This window comes from Actinophytocola algeriensis, from assembly GCF_014203735.1.
In the GTDB taxonomy this organism is placed as follows: Bacteria; Actinomycetota; Actinomycetes; order Mycobacteriales; family Pseudonocardiaceae; genus Actinophytocola; species Actinophytocola algeriensis.
On the sequence record NZ_JACHJQ010000005.1, the window covers coordinates 296,079 to 313,821 of the forward strand.

Here is a 17,743-nt window from a genome sequence, read left to right on the forward strand (position 1 = left end):
GAGGTGACTTTGATCCCTGATTCCCGCGACTCGGCCGCCCCGGGCGCGGCCGACAAGTTCGACGACGAGCACTACCCCGCCTACACGATGGGCCGGGCCGCGGAGATGCTCGACACCACGGCAGGTTTCCTGCGCAGCCTCGACGAAGCGAAACTGATCGAGCCGCAACGCTCCTCCGGCGGTCACCGCCGCTACTCCCGCCACCAGCTGCGCATCGCCGCCCGGGTGCGCGAACTCGTCGACCAGGGCACCGGCCTGGACGCCGCGTGCCGCATCGTCAACCTCGAAGACCAGCTCCACGAGGCGCAACGGCTCAACGCCGAACTGCGCCAATCCGACTGACACCCCGCGCGGCCCGTGAGGACCGCGCGGCCTGGTCACGCCAGGAGGATCTGCTCGATCAGTTCGATGACCCGCACTGAGTCGGCCGGGTCGACGGGCATCGGTGTGCTGTCGCGCAATGCCGTCGCCAGCAGTGCGTAGAACTCCGCGTACCGACCCGGTTCGGTCGGCACCGCCTCGGTCGCGCCGTCGAGTCCCAGCGTGCCCCATGCGGGTTCCGGCTCGTGCCCGAAGCCCTCGTCGGTGGGTCGGGCGTTGTCCCGGAGCGCGGCTTCCTGCGGGTCCAGGCCGTGCTTGGTGAACCCGGCCCGCGAACCGAGCACCCGGAACCGGGGCCCGGTCCGCGCGGCCAGGCCGTTCATCCACAGGTGCGAGACGACGCCGGTGTCGTGTTCCAGGACAACGAAGGCGTCGTCGGGGGCCGCGCCGCCCCGGCCGCGGGTGAACAGTTCGTGGTACGCCGGGACCGCGTCGCCGAACAGGCGGAGTGCCTGGTCGATGACGTGGGTGCCGAGGTCGTACAGGATGCCGCCGCCCTCGGCCGCGGGGGTCCCGGTCTTCCACGACGAACCGCGGTCCGGTTTCCACCACTCGAACCTGGACTCGAAGCGCCACACCGTGCCCAGCGCGCCGTCGGCCAGCAACCGCCGCACCGTGCGGAAGTCCCCGTCCCACCGGCGGTTCTGGAACACCGTCAACGGCACGCCGAGGCGGCCGGCCTTCTCGACGAGCTCGCGCCCCTGTGCCGAGGTGACGGTGAACGGCTTGTCGACCACGACCGCGACACCCGCGTCGAGGAACGTGTGCGCCAGCTCCGCATGGGACTCCGGCGGCGACCCGATGACCACGAGGTCCAGCTCGCGGTCGAGCAGCGCGTCCACACCGGCCACGACCTCCGTGCCGGGATACCTCGTGCGCACCTCGGCGCGGCGGTGCTCGTTGCCCGTCATGACCGCGGCCAGTTCGTAGTCCGGGCTGGCGTCGACGAAGGGGGCGTGGAACACCCGCCCGGCGGTGCCGAAACCGATGACGGCGGTTCGCAGTGGTCGCATGTGAGGAACCTGTCAGGCCCGGGGGGCGCGGGCAAGTCGGTTCCTGTCGGGTGATGGTGGACCTCTCAGGACAGTGCTCCGCGGTGGTGCGGACGTCGCGGGCGGCACAGTCCACAAAGGATGGTTGCCTGGTGTGGCCGCGCGGGCTCAGCTGCCGCGGAGCAGCTCCGTGAGCCGGTTCGCCGCCGCGACCGCCAGCGGGCCGCACCGGTCGCGGGCCGCGTCGTCGAGGCGGTCCCTCGGCCCGCACACGCTGAAGCAGGCGAACGCCCTGGTGCTGCGGCCGACGATGGGGGCCGCGACGGCGGCGGCGTACGGGTCACGCTCGCCGGAGCTGTCGGTGTAGCCACGCAGCCGGTCGGCGGTGAGCACCTCCTCCAGCGACGCCCGGTCGTGCAGGGTCCTGTCGGTCAGCGGGGTGAGCGCGACGGCCGACAGGTAGTGGTCGAGCTCGGCGTCGGCGAACGTCATGAGGATCGCGCGCCCCGACGCGCCGGCGTAGAGCGGCGCGCGGCGGCCGACCTCGACGGTCATCCGCACGTCCTGCCTGCTCTCGACCTGTGCGACGTAGATGCGCTGGTTGCCGATCACGAAGCTCAGCGTCACGGTCTCGCCGGTGGTGTCGCGCAGTTCCTCCATGACCGGCAGCGCAAGGGATCGGACGTCGACGGTGCCGAGCGCGGCCAGGCTCAGCTCGGTGGCGCGCGGCCCGAGGCGGTACTTGCCGCGCTCGTGCTCACGGGCCGTCATCCCCGACCTGGTCAGCGCCTCCAGCAGCCGGTGCACCGCGCTCTTGGGCAGTTCCAGGCGTTGCGCGATGTCGGTGACCCCCAGCTCCGGTTCCCCGTCCGTGAAGCACATCAGCACCGCGGTGACCCGGTCAACCGACTGCATGCCCGTCACCTTACGACTCGTACCGCTCGAAGCGCTCACAGGGCTCACAACCGCCCCCGCAGCGCTGTTTGCGCCGCACGCACCTCGGCTGTCCGCGCCGCGGCCAGGCCGGCGAGGCGGCCTTCGAACGCGGCCTCCAGCGCGGTGCGGGGAGCGTAGGCATCGCCGACGACCGTGTCGCAGTCCGCATGGACGGCCGCGGCCGCCGGTGTGCGGACGAAGACGACCGTGGTGACGTCCGCGATCCGTTGCTCCTGCCGGGAGAGCGGGTCGGCGCAGACGAAGGCGCCATCGGACATCCGCACCGGCGTGCGCATCAGCACCGCGCCGAAACCCCTGTCCCGCAACCGGTCCAGCAGCGCGGGGCGGGAGTAGACCGGTACCCGCCACGACAGCGCCGCGCGGTCGGTGACGAGCGTGACCCTGCGTCCCAGCGACAGCAGCAGGTCGGCGAGCGCGAGCGCGGTGGTGGTGCCGTCCTCGTCGACGAGCACCACGTGTGCCCCGGTCGACTCCGGCGCGGCGACGGCCTGCCGCAACGGGATCGCGGGGAACGCGGAGTCGGCGGGTGCGGCCGTGTCGCGGGCGCCGGTGGCGACGACGACGTGGTCCCAGCCGCCCGCGAGGAGCGCGGCGTCGGCGCGGGTGCCGAGCCGGATCTCCACCCCCGCGTGCCGCACCGACACGGCGAGCTGGTCGACGTACTGCCCGAACCGGGCCCGCATCGGCAGCCGGGCCGCGAACCGCAGCGCCCCACCGAGTTCCCGCTCCGCCTCCACGAGCGTGACCCGGTGCCCGGCCGACGCGGCGGACAGCGCGGCCTCCATCCCGGCCGGGCCACCGCCGACGACGAGTACGCGCAGGTCCGGTCCCGCCTGTGCCGCGGTGCGCAGCGCGGCCCACTCGCGTTCGAGCCCGGCTTCCGGGTTGACGACGCAGCTGATCGGCAGCCCGAGCTCCAACCTCCCGGCACAGCCCTGGTTGCAGGCGATGCACTCGCGCACGGGGGTGGTGTCGCCGTCGCGGTCGCGGGCCACGAGGTCCGGCACGGCGATGTGCGGCCGGGCCAGCGCGACCAGGTCCGCGTCGCCGTCGGCGACGAGCGCGCGGGCGTTGTCGAGGTCGTCGACCCGGCCGACCGCGAGCACGGCGAGGCCGGGGAACTCCTTCTTGAACGCCTTCGGCAGGTGCCGGAACGGCAGCGGCGGGAAGCTCATGTCCGCCATCTGCGTCGCGACGCTCGCCGTGGCGACGTAGGCGGAGTGGCTGACGTGCAACAGGTCCACGGCGTGGTCGGCGAGGAGCACGCGCATCGCCTCGAGCATCTGGCCGAGGTCGAGCCCGCCGGGCAGGAACTCGTCCCCGCTGATCCGCAGGATCACCGGCAGGTCGGGCGCCGCGGTGGTCACCGCGTCGAGCGCCTCGCGCGCGAACCGCAGGCGGTTCGGCAGCGTTCCGCCGTAGTCGTCGGTGCGGTGGTTGCTGGCGGGGGACAGGAACTGCTGCAACAGGTGGCCGTGTCCGAGGTGGACCTCGACCGCGTCGACCCCGGCGGCGGCGACCCGGGTGGCCGCCGCACCGAACGCGGCGACGACCGTCGCGATCTCCTCGGTGGTCATCTGGTGCGGCACGGCGGCGGTCGGCGACCACGGGATCGGCGAGGCGCCCCACGGCGCGGTGAGCACGAGGTGGCTGCCCGCCTGCCTGCCGACGTGCAGCAGTTGCGCGGCGAGCTTCGCGCCTTCGCCGTGCACGGTCTCGACGAGCTGCCCCAGCGACGCGGCGATGCCGTCCTCTGCCGCCGACACCGTGTTGGTACGGCCGAGGCTCGTCGCGTGCACCCGCATACCCTCGGTGATGATCAGCCCGGCGCCGCCGGCCGCCCGTGCGCGGTGGTAGGCGCGGTGCCGCGCCGAAAAACCGCCGTCCACCGCGAAGTTCGTCGTGTGTGCCGGCATGACGATCCGGTTGCGCAGCTCGAGCCTGCCCGCGCGCACCGGCTCGTGCAGATCACCTGGCGTAGCCATCGCCACTCCCTCATCGTTCGGGGCCGACGCGCGTCACGGGCGTGTTTCTTTCGGTCACGGGGGTTGACAGGGCATCCGAAGGCGCGTCAAATCTGGAACAACTTAATCACCGTTTCCCGCTGAACGGAACACCCCCTGAGGATGCGTGATGATGACATCTCGTTTGGGCAGGACTACCGGAGCACCACGCAGGGCCGTACGGGGGACACGGCTCGCCGCCGTGACGTTCGCCGTGGCGCTGGGCGTCACGGCGTGCGGTGGCGGGTCGGGTGGTGACGGAGCGGCCGGGGGGTCCGCGACCTTCACCTACGCGCTGACCGGTCTGCCGACGAGCCTGGACCCGGCCGACTACCAAGGGGATCCGTCCCGCAACATCGGCTTCGAGCTCGCGAGCTCACTGTTCCGCTGGGACACCGAGGGACTGCCCAACCAGGGCTGCGACACCCTCGCCAACGTCGACCAGCTGACCGGTCAGCTCGCCGAGTCCCACGAGACCAGCGAGGACGGCAAGGTCATCACGGTCAAGCTCCGCGACGCGACGAGCGCCGCGGGCAACACGCTCACCTCGAACGACGTGAAGTGGACCTTCGACCGGCTGATCGCGCTCGAGGTCGGCACGCCGAACACGCTGATGCAGGACGTCGCCGACTACACCGCCGACCCCATCAAGGTCGTGGACGACAAGACCTTCGAGATCCACCTCGACAACCCGGGCGCGATGAGCCTCGCGATCCTCACGTGGGCGCAGTTCCGCATCCTCGACAGCACCGACGTGAAGAAGCACGTCACCGACGCCGACCCGTGGGGCAAGGAGTACCTGCTCAACCACTCGGCCACGTTCGGCCCGTGGACGCAGGAGCCGGGTGACTTCGTGGCGGGCGACCGGCTGACGCTGAAGGCCAACCCGAACTACAAGGGCGAGCGCGGCGACGTCACCAAGCTGGTCTTCCTGTCCGTGCCGGACGCGTCGAGCCGCGCGCAGCTGGTCTCCACCGGCAACGCCAGCTACGGCACCGGCCTGCAGTACGAGCAGTACGCGCAGCTGAAGGACACCCCGGGCGTCGACGTGCAGACCTGCGCGTCCGCCGACCGGATCCCGCTGGTGCTCAACGCGACCGACCCGAACCTCGGCAAGCCCGAGGTGCGCAGGGCGATCTCGCTCGCCGTCGACCGCCAGTCCATCGTGGACGCGGTGTACCGCGGCTTCAACAAGCCGTCGACGGGTGGCCTGAGCCAGGCGTACGGCATCGAGAACACGGAGAACGGCACCTACAAGCACGACGTGGCGCAAGCCAAGCAGCTGATGGCGCAGGCCGGTGTCGGGAACTTCCCGATCACGCTGCACATCAGCCCGAGCAGGCCGGGGCCGGAGGCCGAACAGATCGCGATCCTGCTGCAGAGCCAGCTCAAGGAGATCGGCATCGACGTCAAGATCCAGACGGTCGCGAGCGCCACCGAGATCAACACGATCTTCCACGACGGCACCTTCCAGGCGCTGCTGTACCTGGAGCCGCCCGCGGTCGCCGACCCGTACTACTCGATCTTCCTCTACAACTCGTCGTTCTCGAAGCTCAACACCTACGGCTACCGCAACCCCGAGCTCGACGACCTCGCCAGGCAGGTCGGCTCGATGTCGCCGGGCGAGGACCGCGACCGGCTCGTGACCGAGGCGAGTGAGCAGATGGTGGAGAACCCGCCGTTCATCTACCTGGTGGACCGGGACTTCGTACACGCCGTCCGCGAGGGCTTCACCAACTACCAGCACGCCCCCAACGGGGAGATGTTCGTCTACACGCTCGAGCAGGGATGACGGAGACCGTGACCGAGTACCCGAACCTGTTCTCACCACAGAAGATCGGCCCCAGGACCGCCAAGAACCGGGTCTGGATGACCGCGCACAGCACGCAGCTCGTGAAGGACCACAACTTCACCGAGCAGCACGTGCACTACTACGCCGAGCGCGCCCGCGGCGGCGTCGGGGTCATCACCATGGAGGCGATGGCCGTCCACCCGACGACCCAGCCGTACAAGGGGAAGATCTTCGCCTTCGACCCCGCCGTGGTGCCCAACTACAAGAAGCTGGCGGCCGCCGTGCACGAGCACGGGACGCTGCTGCTCGCCCAGCCGTGGCACCGCGGCCGGGAGACCAGCGGCACGGTCAACCGGCTGCCCGTGTGGGCGCCGTCGTCGGTGCCGTGCACGGTGTACCGGGAGATGCCGCACGTCCTCACGCACTCCGAGATCGACGAGCTGGTCCAGGGGTACGTCCTCGCCGCCCGGTACGCGGTGGAGGGCGACCTGGACGGTGTCGAGGTGCACGGTCTCGCGCACGGCTACCTGCTCGGCCAGTTCCTCTCGCCCGCCACCAACCACCGCACCGACGAGTTCGGCGGCAGCTTCGAGAACCGGCTGCGGCTGGTACTGGACATCATCGAGCGCACCCGCGCCGAGACCGGGCGGGACCGCATCGTCGGTGTCCGGATCAACGGCAGCGACGGTGACGTCCCCGGTGGACTGTCCAACGCGGACTGGACGGCGATCGCCCGTGCCATCGCCGACACCGGGCTGGTCGACTACATCTCGGTCACGCAGGGCACCTACATCGAGCGGATGAACATCTACGGCGCGACACCGAAGCAGGCCGGGTTCCAGGTCGAGGACACCGCCCGGATCAAGGCCGCGGTGCCCGAGCTGCCGGTCGTGGTGGCCGGCCGGATGAACACCCCGGAGCTCGCCGAGTCCGTGCTCGCCGCGGGCAAGGCCGACATGGTGGGCATGGCGCGCACGCTGATCGCCGACCCGGAGTGGGCCAACAAGGCGCGCGACGGCAAGGCGAACGCGATCCGGCCGTGCGTCGGCGCCAACTGGTGCATGGCCTCGATCGTCAACTCGCCGCTGGCCTGCGTGCACAACCCGGCGGTCGGCCGCGAGGCAGAACTGGGTGTCGGCACGCTCACCGAGGCGCAGCGGCACAAGCGGGTCGCGGTCGTCGGGGGTGGGCCGGGCGGCATGCGGGCGGCCCTGACCGCGGCGCAGCGCGGGCACCACGTCACGCTGTTCGAGCAGGAGGCCGAGCTGGGCGGTCAGGTGAAGCTGATCGGCCGCTCGGAGACCTACGCCGAGTGGCAGGGCATCACCGACTGGCTGATCTCGCAGCTCGGCGAGTCCACCGTGGATGTCAAGCTGACGCACCGGGTCGAGGCGGGTGAGCTGGACTCCGGCTACGACGAGGTGATCGTCGCGACCGGCTCCACACCGCTGAAGCACGGCTGGAGCAGCCTGCACCCGGCGTCGTGGGGTGACGGGTCGATCGTGCCGGGCGCCGACCAGTGGAACGTGTACTCGGTCAACGAGGTGCTGTCCGGCAAAGCCGAGATCGGGCCGCGCGTGATGATCTTCGACGACACCGGTGCCCGGCAGCCGCTCGTGGCCGCCGAGTACCTCGCCGACCGCAGGCACGAGGTCACGGTCGTCACGCGGCTGCCCCAGGTCTCGCCGGACCTCGAGGCGAGCCGTGACCTGCAGGCCACCTACCGCCGGGTGCGGGGCAAGGGCATCAGGTTCGTCACCGACGCGGAGATCGCGGAGATCGTCGAGGACTCGGTGGTGCTGCGCGATGTGTGGACGGGGGAGACCACCACGCACGAGTCGGTCGACGCGGTCGTGCTCAGCACGGGCAACGCGGCGCAGGACGCGCTGTTCCACGAGCTGAAGGGGAAGACGTCGGTGCGGGCGATCGGCGACTGCGTGTCGCCGCGCCGCATCTTCAACGCCATCTGGGAAGGCGAACTCGCCGGACGGGAGATCTGAGAGTGACCGACACACAACTGAGTGGCGAGGAGATCGTCGAGCGCGCCAAGGCCCGCCGGGGCGGGAAGCTGCTCCCGGTGCACGAGCTGATGGCCGAGGTCGACCCGCAGATCCTGCACCGCTACGACCAGCTCACCGCGGAACTGCTGTTCCCCGAGGAGCCCAAGGCGCTCGACCTCAAGACGCACTACCTCGTGCTCGTGGGCGTCACCACCGCGGTCAAGGGCGACCCCGACGGGGTCATCTGGTCGGCGAGGCGCGCCATGCAGCACGGCGCCAGCCGTCGCGAGGTGCTCGAGGCGGTCCTGCTCTCCGGGCTGCCCGGTGGCATGCCCACGATCGAGGAGGCCACGCACGCGCTCAAGAAGGTCTTCGACGAGTCGTGACCACCTTCGCGCTGCACGTCGCCGACCCGTCCGGTGTGGACACACCGCTGACGGTCACCCCGGCACGGCTCTACAACCTGGGCTCGGCCACCGTCGACGCGTCGTCGGCGGTCGCCCACCAGGAGGAGGTCGCCGACGTCGGGGTGCGGATCGCCTTCGACATCCCCGCGCCGCGGATCTACCCGATGGCGGTCGGCTCGGTCACCACCGACGAGGTGGTCGGCGTGCACAGCGGTGCCACCTCGGGTGAGGCCGAGCTGGTCATCGTCGTGGCCGATGGCGAGGTGTACGTCGGTGTCGGCTCCGACCACACCGACCGCGAGCTGGAGCGGGCGAGCATCATCTGGTCCAAGCAGTACAGCCCGAGCGTGCTCGGGCGCCGCGTGTGGCGGTGGGCCGACGTCGAGGCCCGCTGGTCCACGTTGGTCCTGGAGTCCACAGTGGATGGCGAGTTGTACCAGAGCTCGCTCGCGTCGGTGTTCCTGGCGCCGCCGGAGATCCTGGAAATCCTCGCCGAACGGGTGACGTCGCTGCCGGAGTCCTACCTCGTGTACTGCGGCACCTACACCAGCATCGACAAGAAGATCCGGTTCGGCACGACGTGGACCGCGACGTTGCGGGACGCCGACGGCGGTGACAACGGCGGTGACCGGCTCGAGCTGTCCTACGACGTCGTCGACCTGCTCCTGGAGATCGAGCCGGAGTTCCGGGTTCCGTTGCGGCCGAAGGAGTCCTGATGTACGGGAGAAGGGCCCGGCTCGGCGTGATCGTCCCGTCCACCAACACCACGGTCGAGCCCGAGTTCGCCGCGCACGTGCCGCGCGACGTCGCGGTCTTCGCCACCAGGGTGTACGTCGCCGAGGTCGCCACCGAGGCGGAGAAGGCGGCGAGCCTGCTCGCCATGCACGAGCAGCTGGACCGCGCGGTGACCGAACTGGCGAGCGCGGGCGTGGCCGCCATCGCCTACGCCTGCACGTCCGGCAGCTTCCTCGCGGGCCGCGACTCCGACCAGGTGATGTGCGCGGACCTCACCCGCCGCACCGGTGTCCCGATCGTCACCACCAGCAGCGCGCTGGTCGCGGCGCTGCGGGCACTGCGCGCGGAGACCCTCGCCGTCGCCACCCCGTACGTCGCGCCGGTCGCCGACGGTGCCACCGCCTACCTGTCGGAGACCGGGTTCCGCGTCGTGGCCCGCAACGACCTGCACATCCTGTCCAACCTGGACAAGGGACGGCTGGAGCCGACCGCGGCGTTCGCCGCCGCGACCGGCATGGACGCGAGTGGCGCGGACGCGGTCGTCATCAGCTGCACGAACTGGCGCACGCTCGACGCGCTCACCGCGATCGAGGCCGAGACCGGGAAGCCCGCGGTCAGCAGCAACCTCGCGACCCTGTGGGCGCTGCTGCGGCTCGCCGGGATCGACGACCACCACAGCCCGGCCACCGCGCTGACGTCCAGGGCGCTGCCCGGGATCGCCCGTGCCGAGTGGACGGCGGCCACCTCGGTGCCCGCGCCGGAGGGAACACACCATGGCTGAAGCAGCACCTGAACGTGACGGGCCGCCGGTCGCGCTGGTCACCGGCGCCACCGGCGGGATCGGCGCGGTCCTCTGCGCCGACCTCGCCGAGGCGGGCTACGCGGTCGTCGCGGCCGACCTGACCGGTGCACCCGCCCCGGGCGCCACGCACGAGGTCGAGCTGGACCTGCGCGACGGCGAGGCGTGCCGCGCCGCCGTGCGGTCCACAGTGGACCGTTTCGGGCGGCTCGACCTGCTCGTCAACAACGCGGGCATCAACGCGCGCGGCACCTTCGACGAGATGCCCGAGGAGGTGTGGGGCGAGGTCGTGGACGTCAACCTCAACGGCACGTTGCGGATGTGCCAGGCCGCCCACCCCGCACTCGCCGCGGGGAGAGACACGGGCAGAGACACAAGCGGTGGCGCGATCGTGAACCTCGCGTCGACCGGCGGGCTCGTCGCCATCGCGGGCTCGGCGGTGTACGGCATCACCAAGGCCGCGATCATCCACCTCACCAAGGTCCTCGCGCTGGAGTGGGCGGGCGCGGGCATCCGCGTCAACGCGGTCGCCCCGACGATCGTGCCCTCGCCGATGACCGCGGACGTGCTCGGCAACGACGACTACATGACCGCGAAGCTCGCGACCATCCCGTTGGGACGCATCGTCGAACCGCAGGAGGTGGCCGACGCGGTGCGCTGGCTCGCCTCGGCCGGGTCGGGGATGGTCACCGGGCAGACGATCGCGGTGGACGGCGGGGTGAGCGTCCTGTGACCACGGTGGAAACGCCGCGCCAGGAGAAGCCGCCCGGCGCCCGCGAACCGCGCCGGTCCTGGTCGGCACGGCACCCGGCGCTGCGCTACGCGCTGGTCCGCATCGCGATCGTGCCGATCTCGCTGTTCGTGCTCGGCAGCGTCTCGTTCGTCCTCGTCTTCTTCATCCCGGGCAACCCGGCCGTCACCATCCTCGGCGACTTCGCCACACCGGAGCAGGTCGCGCGGGTCAACGCACAGCTGGGCATCGACCAGCCGCTCTGGGACCGGTACCTGTCCTACTGGGGCAACCTGCTGCAGGGCGACCTCGGCAACTCGTTCTTCACGAACGAGCCGGTCCTCTCCGACATCGGCAAGTTCCTGCCCAACACCATCGAGCTGGTCGCGCTGGCCCTGCTCGTCGCGGTCTCGCTGGGAATGCTGATCGGCGTCACCGGCGCGTACTTCGCGCGCCGCTGGCCCGACCGGGTGCTCTCCGGGATCACCTCGGCACTGCAGTCGGTGCCGGACTTCTTCCTGGCACTGGTCGGCATCTACATCTTCTTCTTCCTGCTGGGCTGGGCACCCGCCCCCATCGGCAGGCTGTCGATCGAGGCGGGCACCGACCACCCGCCGTTCCTGATCTTCGGCAGCCTGTTCCGCGGCGACTTCGCGACGTTCGGTTCCGCGGTGGGGCACGCGGCGCTGCCCGTGCTCGCGCTCGGGCTCGTCTACTCCGCCTACTTCGCGAAGACCGCCCGCGGCAGCATGGGCACCGCGCTCACCACGCCACAGGTGGAGTTCGCGCGGGCGTGCGGGCTGCGGGAGCGGACCGTCGTGCGGTACGCGTTCCTCGCCTCCCGCACCACCGTCATCACCTACATCGCGATCCTGTTCGGGTCGCTGCTCGGCGGCGCCGCCATCGTGGAACGCGTGTTCAACTGGCGCGGCATGGGCCAGTGGGCACTCGAAGGCGTGCTCAAGGTGGACGTGCCGGTCATCCAGGGCTTCGTGATCACCGCGGGCCTGATGACCCTGTTCCTGTTCCTGTTGCTGGACCTGGTGGTCCTGGCCCTGGACCCGAGGGTGAGCTATGAGTGAGCGGACCCAGGTGCCCGCACCGCGCACGGCACGCAACGGGTTCCTGCTGTTCGTGCGCGCCAACCCCGGCATCGCGGTCGGCGGCGGCGTACTGGCACTGCTGCTGCTGGCGTCGTTCTTCGCGCCGCTGCCGTACGGGCCCACGACTCCGGACCCGACGAACGTGCTGCAGGAGCCGTCTGCCGCGCACATCTTCGGCACCGATGCCAACGGCTTCGACGTGTTCTCACGGGTCGTCGCGGCCGGTCAGCGGGACCTGCCGCTGGCACTGATCGGAACGCTCGCGTCGCTGGTGATCGGCCTGCTGATCGGGTTGCCGCTGTCGTCGAAGAGCCGGTGGAGCGAGCGGTTGATGCGGGCGCTCGACGCGTTCCAGTCGTTCCCGCTGATCGTGCTCTCGGTGACGATCGTGTCGCTGACCGGCAACAACATCCAGAACATCGTCTACGCCATCGTGATCATCAACGGGCCGCGGTTCATCCGGCTCATCCGCGGTGAGGCGCTGTCCATCCGGGACGGCCGGTTCATCGAGGCCGCGGTGGCGACGGGCGCCCGGCCGCGCCGGATCGTCTTCCGCCACATCATGCCCAACGTCGTGGACGTGTGCCTGGTGCAGTGCTCGCTCACCGCCGCCAACGCGGTGATCGTGATCGCGGCGCTGAACTTCCTCGGTGTCGGTGTCTCCCCGCCGGACCCGACGTGGGGCTCGATGGTCCAGGTCGGCGCGCAGGGCATCTCGACCGGGCAGTGGTGGGTCGCGATCTGGCCCGGCGTGGCCATCTTCATCGCCATCGCGAGCCTGAACGTGCTCGCCAACGGGATCCAGCGTCGCGTGGAGGGGAGCTGACATGCTGACCGTCTCAGGCCTCACCACCGAGTTCCGCACCCGCGTGAGCGGGGTGCGGGCCATCGAGGACATCTCGTTCGAGGTGCCGCAGGGCGTCGCGGTCGGGCTCGTCGGCGAGACCGGCTCCGGCAAGTCCGTGACCATTCGCTCGATCCTCGGGCTGCTGCCGGTCAGTGGTCACGTGGTCGGCGGCCGTGCCGACTTCGACGGCGTCGACCTCCTGCGCGCGAACCGCAAGCAGTTGCGTGACATCCGGGGCAGGCGCATCGGGTTCGTCGCCCAGAACCCGTTCGGCTCGCTCAACCCGATCCTCTCCATCGAGAAGCAGTTCGCCAACGTCATCCGCGCGCACCGCAAGGCGAGCCGCGCGGAGATCCGGGCGCTGGCGCTGGCCCGGCTCGAGTCGGTGCAGGTGCGCGGGCCGGAACGGGTGCTGCGCGGGTACGCGCACGAGCTGTCCGGCGGCATGGCACAGCGCGTGGTGATCGCACTGGCGATGCTGCACGACCCGCCGCTCGTGATCGCCGACGAACCGACCACGGCGCTGGACGTCACCGTGCAGCGCCAGATCCTCGACCTGATCGACGCGCAGGTGTCGGAGGGCAACCGGTCGCTGCTGCTCGTCACGCACGACCTCGGGGTGGTCGCCCAGTACTGCAGGCGCGTCGTCGTGATGAAGTCGGGGCACGTCGTGGAGTCCGGCGCGGTCGCCGACGTCTTCACCTCGCCGGAGCACCCGTACACCAAGCAGCTGCTAGCCGCGGTGCCACCCGCACCGTGGTCGAGCGCCGCGAAGGAGGTGACCGGCGCGTGACCACGAGCGAAGCACCGATGCCGAACCTGATGGAACTGACCGGCATCCGGCAGGTCTTCCGCCGCGGCGGCAAGGAGGTCCACGCCGTCAACGGGGTGTCGGTGTCGGTCGCGCCCGGCGAGACGCTCGCGGTGATCGGCGAGAGCGGCTCCGGCAAGTCGACGCTGGGCCGGGTCGCGCTCGGCCTGATCACCCCGTCGGCAGGCACGGTCACGTTCGACGGCACGGTCCTCGGCGACCTGTCCAAGAAGGACCTGCGCGCGCTGCGGTCGCGGATGCAGGTGGTGTTCCAGGAGCCCTACGAGTCGCTGAACCCGCGCATCAGGGTCGGTGACATCGTCGAGGAGCCGCTGATCATCCACCGGTCCGGACTGTCGAAGGCGCAGCGGCGGGAGAAGGTCGTCGCGATGCTGGAGCGCGTCGGCCTCACCGCCGAGCACGCCGAGCGCTACCCACGCAACCTCTCCGGCGGGCAGCAGCAGCGCATCGGCATCGCGCGGGCGATCATCACCGAGCCCGAGCTGGTGGTGCTCGACGAGCCGACGTCGTCGCTGGACGTCTCGGTGCGGGCACGCGTGCTCGACCTGCTGCGGGACCTGCAGCGCGAGCAGGGCATCTCCTACATCTTCATCTCGCACGACCTCGCCACCGTCGGGCTGATCAGCGACCGCGTCGCCGTGATGTACCTCGGGCAGGTCGTCGAGCAGGGGCCGACCGCCGAGGTGCTCACCAACCCGAAACACCCCTACACCAGGGCGTTGCTGTCGGCGACGCTGTCCACGGTGGTGGGGGAGAAGCGCGAGCACGTGCCGCTGCGCGGCGAGATCCCCAACCCGTCGGCCGCGCCGACCGTGTGTGTCCTGAGTGGACGATGCCCGATCGAGATCGACGAGTGCTCTACGGGGCCGGTCGCGCACCGCCGCGTCGGTGACCGGCACGACGTGGCCTGTCTGCGGGTGGACCGCGTCGACCGCCTCCTGCCGGTGGAGGCCGGGTGAACGCGGGTTACCTGCGTGCGCCGTGGGGCCTGCTGCACTACCGGACGGCCGGCACCGCGAAGGCGGCGGACCGGCCGCTGCTGGTGATGATGCACCAGAGCCCGCTGTCGTCGCGGCGGTACCGCGAGGCGCTGCACCTGCTCGCCGGGTTCTGCACCCCCGTCGCCGTGGACACCCCCGGCTACGGGCAGTCCGAGGCGGGCGCGGGGGAGTGGACCGTCGACCGGTACGCCGGGGTGGCGTGGTTCGTCGCCGACGCGTTCGGCGCTGAGCGGCCGTGGTTGTTCGGCCGGGCGACGGGTGCGGTGTTCGCGGTGCACGCCGCCGCGCAGCGCCCGGGTCAGGCGGCCGGCGTGGTCCTGCACGGCGTCCCCGTCTACACCGAGGAGGAGAAGGCGAGCAGGCTCGCGGAGTTCGCACCGCCGTACGACCTGGCGAACAGCGGGTCGCACCTCGACCGGATCTGGCGGCGCGTCACGGACGAGTACCCGTGGGCGGGCCCGGCACTGGTCACCGACCTGGTGCTGGACTACCTGCACGCCGGACCGGACTTCGCCTCGTCCTACCGCGCGATCTGGCGCCACGACCTGCACGCCTCGGTGCGGGCGGCAGGCCCGGTCGACCTGTTGCTCGCCGGGGACGCCGACCGCATCGGGTACATGCACGAGCGGGCCGTCGGCGGGATCGAGCACCGGGCCGCGGTCGTGCTGCCGGACGCCACCGACTTCGTGGCCGAACAGGACCCGGCGGCGTTCTGCCGCGCACTCGCGGGCGTCATCCAGGACAAGGGGACAGGGAACCAGAGATGCTGACCACCACACCGGACGAGAAGCCCGGCGACACCGGCCTCGACGCGCCGCGCGACCGGGGCGTGGTCGCGTGAGCACCGCCGTCGCCGCCGCGGGCTGGGTTGGCACGGTCCTCGGCGCGGGGGTCCGCGTCTTCGACCTCGGCCGCCCGCTCTTCCGCGGCATGCCCCAGTCCCCGAACCACCCGCCCTACTGGCACACGCTGCCGCGCCGCCACGGTGACGGGGTCCGCGCCGACGGCGGCTCGGCCGCCGCCGACCACATCTCGCTCGGCACCCACGTCGGCACGCACATCGACGCGTTCTCCCACGTGTCGCACGATGGTGTGCTGTTCGGTGACATCGACGCCCAGGAGGCGCAGCGCGGCGGCCGGATGACCGCGCTCGGCGCCGAGACCATCGAGCCGATGTTCCTGCGCGGCGTGCTGCTCGACGTGCCCGCCGCGCTCGGCCTGCCCGGGTGCGCGCCCGGCTACGAGATCACCCCGGCCGACCTCGACGCCACCCTCGAACGGCAGGGGAGCAGCCTCGGTGCCGGCGACGTCGCGCTGGTGCGCAGCGGCTGGGGCCCGCGTTTCTCGTCCCCGGACCCGGCCGAGTACCTCGGGCACGACTCCGGTGTCCCCGGCGTGAGCGAGGCCGGCGCGCGCTGGCTCGCCGACCGGGGTGTGCACGCGGCGGGTGCCGACACGATCGCGTTCGAGTGCCTGCCACCCGGCCAGGGCCACGCGCTGCTGCCGGCACACCGGGTGCTGCTGGTGGAGCGCGGCATCCACATCATCGAGGCGATGGAGCTGGAGGAGCTGGCCGCCGAGGGCGTGCACGAGTTCCTGTTCGTCCTGTCGTCGCTGAAGCTGGTCGGCGCCACCGGTTCGCCGGTCCGGCCGCTGGCCGTCGTCCCGGGGGCGGTGGCGGCGTGAGCGAGCCGACGCTGAGCAGGCACCTGGCGGCGTTCGCCGACGCCACGCGGCACCAGCCGCTGCCCGCCGAGGTCGCGGCGAGCGTGCGTGACCGGGTCCTCGACGTGCTCGGGCTGTGCCTCGCCGGGCGCGCGCTGGACACGAGCGCCGCGGCTCTGGCATACGTGCGCGAGCAGGGCGGTGCCGGGCAGGCGCACGTGATCGGTGACGCGGAACGGGTGCCCGCCGCACTCGCCGCGCTCGCCAACGGCGTGCTCGCGCACTCGCTGGACTACGACGACACGCACCTGCCGTCGGTGCTGCACCCCAGTGCGTCGGTGGTGCCCGCCGCGCTCGCCGCCGCGGAGGCGGCGGGCACGGACGGGAAGGCGCTGCTGGCCGCGGTCGCCGCCGGGCTCGAGGTGTGCGTCCGCCTCGGCATGGCGGGCTACGACAAGGAGGCGAAGAACTCGACCTTCTTCGAGCACGGCCAGCACGCCACGTCGATCTGCGGTGCCATCGGCGGCGCGGTCGCGGCGGCGATGCTGCTGGGCCTGGACGAGGACGGCATCACCGACGTCATCGGGGTGTCGGCGTCGATGGCCTCCGGGGTCATCGAGGCCAACCGCACCGGTGGCACGGTCAAGCGCCTGCACTGCGGCTGGGCCGCGCACGCCGCGGTGAGCGCCGCACAGCTCGTCAAGCACGGGTTCACCGGTCCGCCGACCGTCCTCGAAGGCCGGTTCGGCTTCTTCGAGGCGTTCCTGCGCGGCGAGTACGACCCGGCCGAGATCACCGGCGGGCTCGGCGAGGAGTGGGCCGTGCCCGGCATCTTCTTCAAGCCCTACCCGGCCAACCACTTCACCCACACCATCGTCGACGCGGGCCGTGCGCTGCGTGAACAGGGCGTCGACCCGGACGAGGTCGAGGCGCTGACCGTCGGCGTGCCCGCACCGGTGGTCCGCACGGTCGGCGAGCCGATCGAGCGCAAGCGCAGGCCGGCCACCCCGTACGAGGCGCAGTTCAGCGGACCGTACGCGGCGGCGGTCGGCCTGTTCGGCGGGTCGGGGCTCGGCGCCGCCTACGCCGACTACGACACCGGGCTCCTTGCCGAGCCGCGCAGGCTGCGGCTGCTGTCGGTGACCGACGTGACCGCCGACGACGAGTGCACGGCGATCTTCCCGTACCAGTTCCCCGCCGTGCTGCGGGCGCGCACCGCGGACGGCAGGGAGTGGACCGCGAAGGCGCTCGTGAACCGCGGCGGCCCGCAGCGGCCGCTGTCCACCGACGAGCTGCGCGCGAAGTTCCGCGACAACGCCGATGGCGTGCTCACCCCCGAGGCGGTGCGGGCCGTCGAGGAGTGCGTCGCGGGGCTGGGCGGCGGCTCGCGCCCGGACGAGTTGCTGGCGCTCGTCCGACCGGAAGGAACGAGGTGATGCTGAGTACGCTCCTCTCCCCGGTTCGCGGCGCCGAAGGGCGGTGCCGGTGCACTGGCTATC

General features: G+C 71.5%; 17 protein-coding genes. 14 read left to right on the forward strand and 3 right to left on the reverse strand.

All coding sequences use genetic code 11. The annotated features are described in order from the left end of the window. Positions 1-9: 9 nt before the first annotated feature. Positions 10-342: a MerR family transcriptional regulator gene (locus tag FHR82_RS23955; RefSeq protein ID WP_184813330.1), complete on the forward strand. Its 333-nt coding sequence runs from the start codon at positions 10-12 to the stop codon at positions 340-342. 35 nt (positions 343-377) lie between these two features. Here the strand turns inward: FHR82_RS23955 and FHR82_RS23960 are convergent, their stop codons facing one another. From FHR82_RS23960 to FHR82_RS23970, 3 genes are all read right to left on the reverse strand, one after another. Continuing rightward, positions 378-1,394 carry a Gfo/Idh/MocA family protein gene (locus FHR82_RS23960; RefSeq protein WP_184812760.1) on the reverse strand — a complete coding sequence of 339 codons (1,017 nt, stop codon included), beginning with the start codon at positions 1,392-1,394 and terminating at the stop codon, positions 378-380. A 147-nt stretch (positions 1,395-1,541) separates the two neighbouring features. After that, positions 1,542-2,288, reverse strand: a complete 747-nt coding sequence (locus tag FHR82_RS23965) for an IclR family transcriptional regulator (protein ID WP_184812761.1) — start codon at positions 2,286-2,288, stop codon at positions 1,542-1,544. Between the two features lie 44 nt (positions 2,289-2,332). Next, positions 2,333-4,315, reverse strand: coding sequence for an oxidoreductase (locus FHR82_RS23970; RefSeq protein ID WP_184812762.1), 1,983 nt, complete (start codon positions 4,313-4,315; stop codon positions 2,333-2,335). 151 nt (positions 4,316-4,466) lie between these two features. Between FHR82_RS23970 and FHR82_RS23975 the strand changes: the two genes are divergently transcribed. The 13 genes from FHR82_RS23975 to FHR82_RS24035 all read left to right on the forward strand — a co-directional run bounded on the left by FHR82_RS23975 (position 4,467) and on the right by FHR82_RS24035 (position 17,680). Then, entirely contained in the window at positions 4,467-6,125 is a 1,659-nt protein-coding gene (locus FHR82_RS23975) for an ABC transporter substrate-binding protein (protein WP_184812763.1), read from the forward strand. Then, a complete protein-coding gene (locus FHR82_RS23980) occupies positions 6,122-8,125 on the forward strand; it encodes an oxidoreductase (RefSeq protein ID WP_184812764.1) in 2,004 nt (667 codons plus the stop codon). Before FHR82_RS23975 ends, FHR82_RS23980 begins: the two co-directional genes overlap by 4 nt. A gap of 2 nt (positions 8,126-8,127) precedes the next feature. Continuing rightward, entirely contained in the window at positions 8,128-8,511 is a 384-nt protein-coding gene (locus tag FHR82_RS23985) for a carboxymuconolactone decarboxylase family protein (RefSeq protein ID WP_184812765.1), read from the forward strand. After that, on the forward strand, positions 8,508-9,248 hold the full coding sequence (locus FHR82_RS23990; RefSeq protein WP_184812766.1) for a DUF2848 family protein: 741 nt from the start codon (positions 8,508-8,510) through the stop codon (positions 9,246-9,248). Before FHR82_RS23985 ends, FHR82_RS23990 begins: the two co-directional genes overlap by 4 nt. After that, positions 9,248-10,048, forward strand: a complete 801-nt coding sequence (locus FHR82_RS23995; RefSeq protein WP_184812767.1) for a maleate cis-trans isomerase family protein — start codon at positions 9,248-9,250, stop codon at positions 10,046-10,048. The genes FHR82_RS23990 and FHR82_RS23995 overlap by 1 nt, the downstream gene beginning before the upstream one ends. Next, the gene (locus tag FHR82_RS24000; RefSeq protein ID WP_184812768.1) at positions 10,041-10,799 is read left to right on the forward strand and encodes an SDR family NAD(P)-dependent oxidoreductase; all 759 of its coding nucleotides are present in this window, start codon (positions 10,041-10,043) and stop codon (positions 10,797-10,799) included. The genes FHR82_RS23995 and FHR82_RS24000 overlap by 8 nt, the downstream gene beginning before the upstream one ends. Further along, complete coding sequence (locus FHR82_RS24005; protein WP_311771243.1) at positions 10,796-11,878, forward strand: ABC transporter permease; 1,083 nt, start codon at positions 10,796-10,798, stop codon at positions 11,876-11,878. Before FHR82_RS24000 ends, FHR82_RS24005 begins: the two co-directional genes overlap by 4 nt. Continuing rightward, on the forward strand, positions 11,871-12,725 hold the full coding sequence (locus tag FHR82_RS24010) for an ABC transporter permease (RefSeq protein ID WP_184812769.1): 855 nt from the start codon (positions 11,871-11,873) through the stop codon (positions 12,723-12,725). The genes FHR82_RS24005 and FHR82_RS24010 overlap by 8 nt, the downstream gene beginning before the upstream one ends. Before the next feature lies 1 nt (position 12,726). After that, complete coding sequence (locus FHR82_RS24015) at positions 12,727-13,539, forward strand: ABC transporter ATP-binding protein (protein ID WP_184812770.1); 813 nt, start codon at positions 12,727-12,729, stop codon at positions 13,537-13,539. Further along, entirely contained in the window at positions 13,536-14,537 is a 1,002-nt protein-coding gene (locus FHR82_RS24020) for an ABC transporter ATP-binding protein (RefSeq protein WP_184812771.1), read from the forward strand. Before FHR82_RS24015 ends, FHR82_RS24020 begins: the two co-directional genes overlap by 4 nt. Then, on the forward strand, positions 14,534-15,349 hold the full coding sequence (locus tag FHR82_RS47585) for an alpha/beta fold hydrolase (RefSeq protein ID WP_184812772.1): 816 nt from the start codon (positions 14,534-14,536) through the stop codon (positions 15,347-15,349). Before FHR82_RS24020 ends, FHR82_RS47585 begins: the two co-directional genes overlap by 4 nt. 67 nt (positions 15,350-15,416) lie before the next feature. Beyond that, positions 15,417-16,265, forward strand: coding sequence for a cyclase family protein (locus FHR82_RS47590; RefSeq protein ID WP_311771244.1), 849 nt, complete (start codon positions 15,417-15,419; stop codon positions 16,263-16,265). Beyond that, a complete protein-coding gene (locus FHR82_RS24035) occupies positions 16,262-17,680 on the forward strand; it encodes an MmgE/PrpD family protein (protein ID WP_184812773.1) in 1,419 nt (472 codons plus the stop codon). The genes FHR82_RS47590 and FHR82_RS24035 overlap by 4 nt, the downstream gene beginning before the upstream one ends. The last annotated feature ends 63 nt before the right edge of the window (positions 17,681-17,743 follow it).

Coding starts and splice junctions, on each gene's coding strand:
- FHR82_RS23970 (WP_184812762.1), bottom strand. CDS start 4,315: ATGGCTACGCCAGGTGATCTGCACGAGCCGGTGCGCGCGGGCAGGCTC.
- FHR82_RS24000 (WP_184812768.1), top strand. CDS start 10,041: ATGGCTGAAGCAGCACCTGAACGTGACGGGCCGCCGGTCGCGCTGGTC.
- FHR82_RS24015 (WP_184812770.1), top strand. CDS start 12,727: ATGCTGACCGTCTCAGGCCTCACCACCGAGTTCCGCACCCGCGTGAGC.
- FHR82_RS23995 (WP_184812767.1), top strand. CDS start 9,248: ATGTACGGGAGAAGGGCCCGGCTCGGCGTGATCGTCCCGTCCACCAAC.
- FHR82_RS24010 (WP_184812769.1), top strand. CDS start 11,871: ATGAGTGAGCGGACCCAGGTGCCCGCACCGCGCACGGCACGCAACGGG.
- FHR82_RS23980 (WP_184812764.1), top strand. CDS start 6,122: ATGACGGAGACCGTGACCGAGTACCCGAACCTGTTCTCACCACAGAAG.
- FHR82_RS23960 (WP_184812760.1), bottom strand. CDS start 1,394: ATGCGACCACTGCGAACCGCCGTCATCGGTTTCGGCACCGCCGGGCGG.
- FHR82_RS23975 (WP_184812763.1), top strand. CDS start 4,467: ATGACATCTCGTTTGGGCAGGACTACCGGAGCACCACGCAGGGCCGTA.
- FHR82_RS23965 (WP_184812761.1), bottom strand. CDS start 2,288: ATGCAGTCGGTTGACCGGGTCACCGCGGTGCTGATGTGCTTCACGGAC.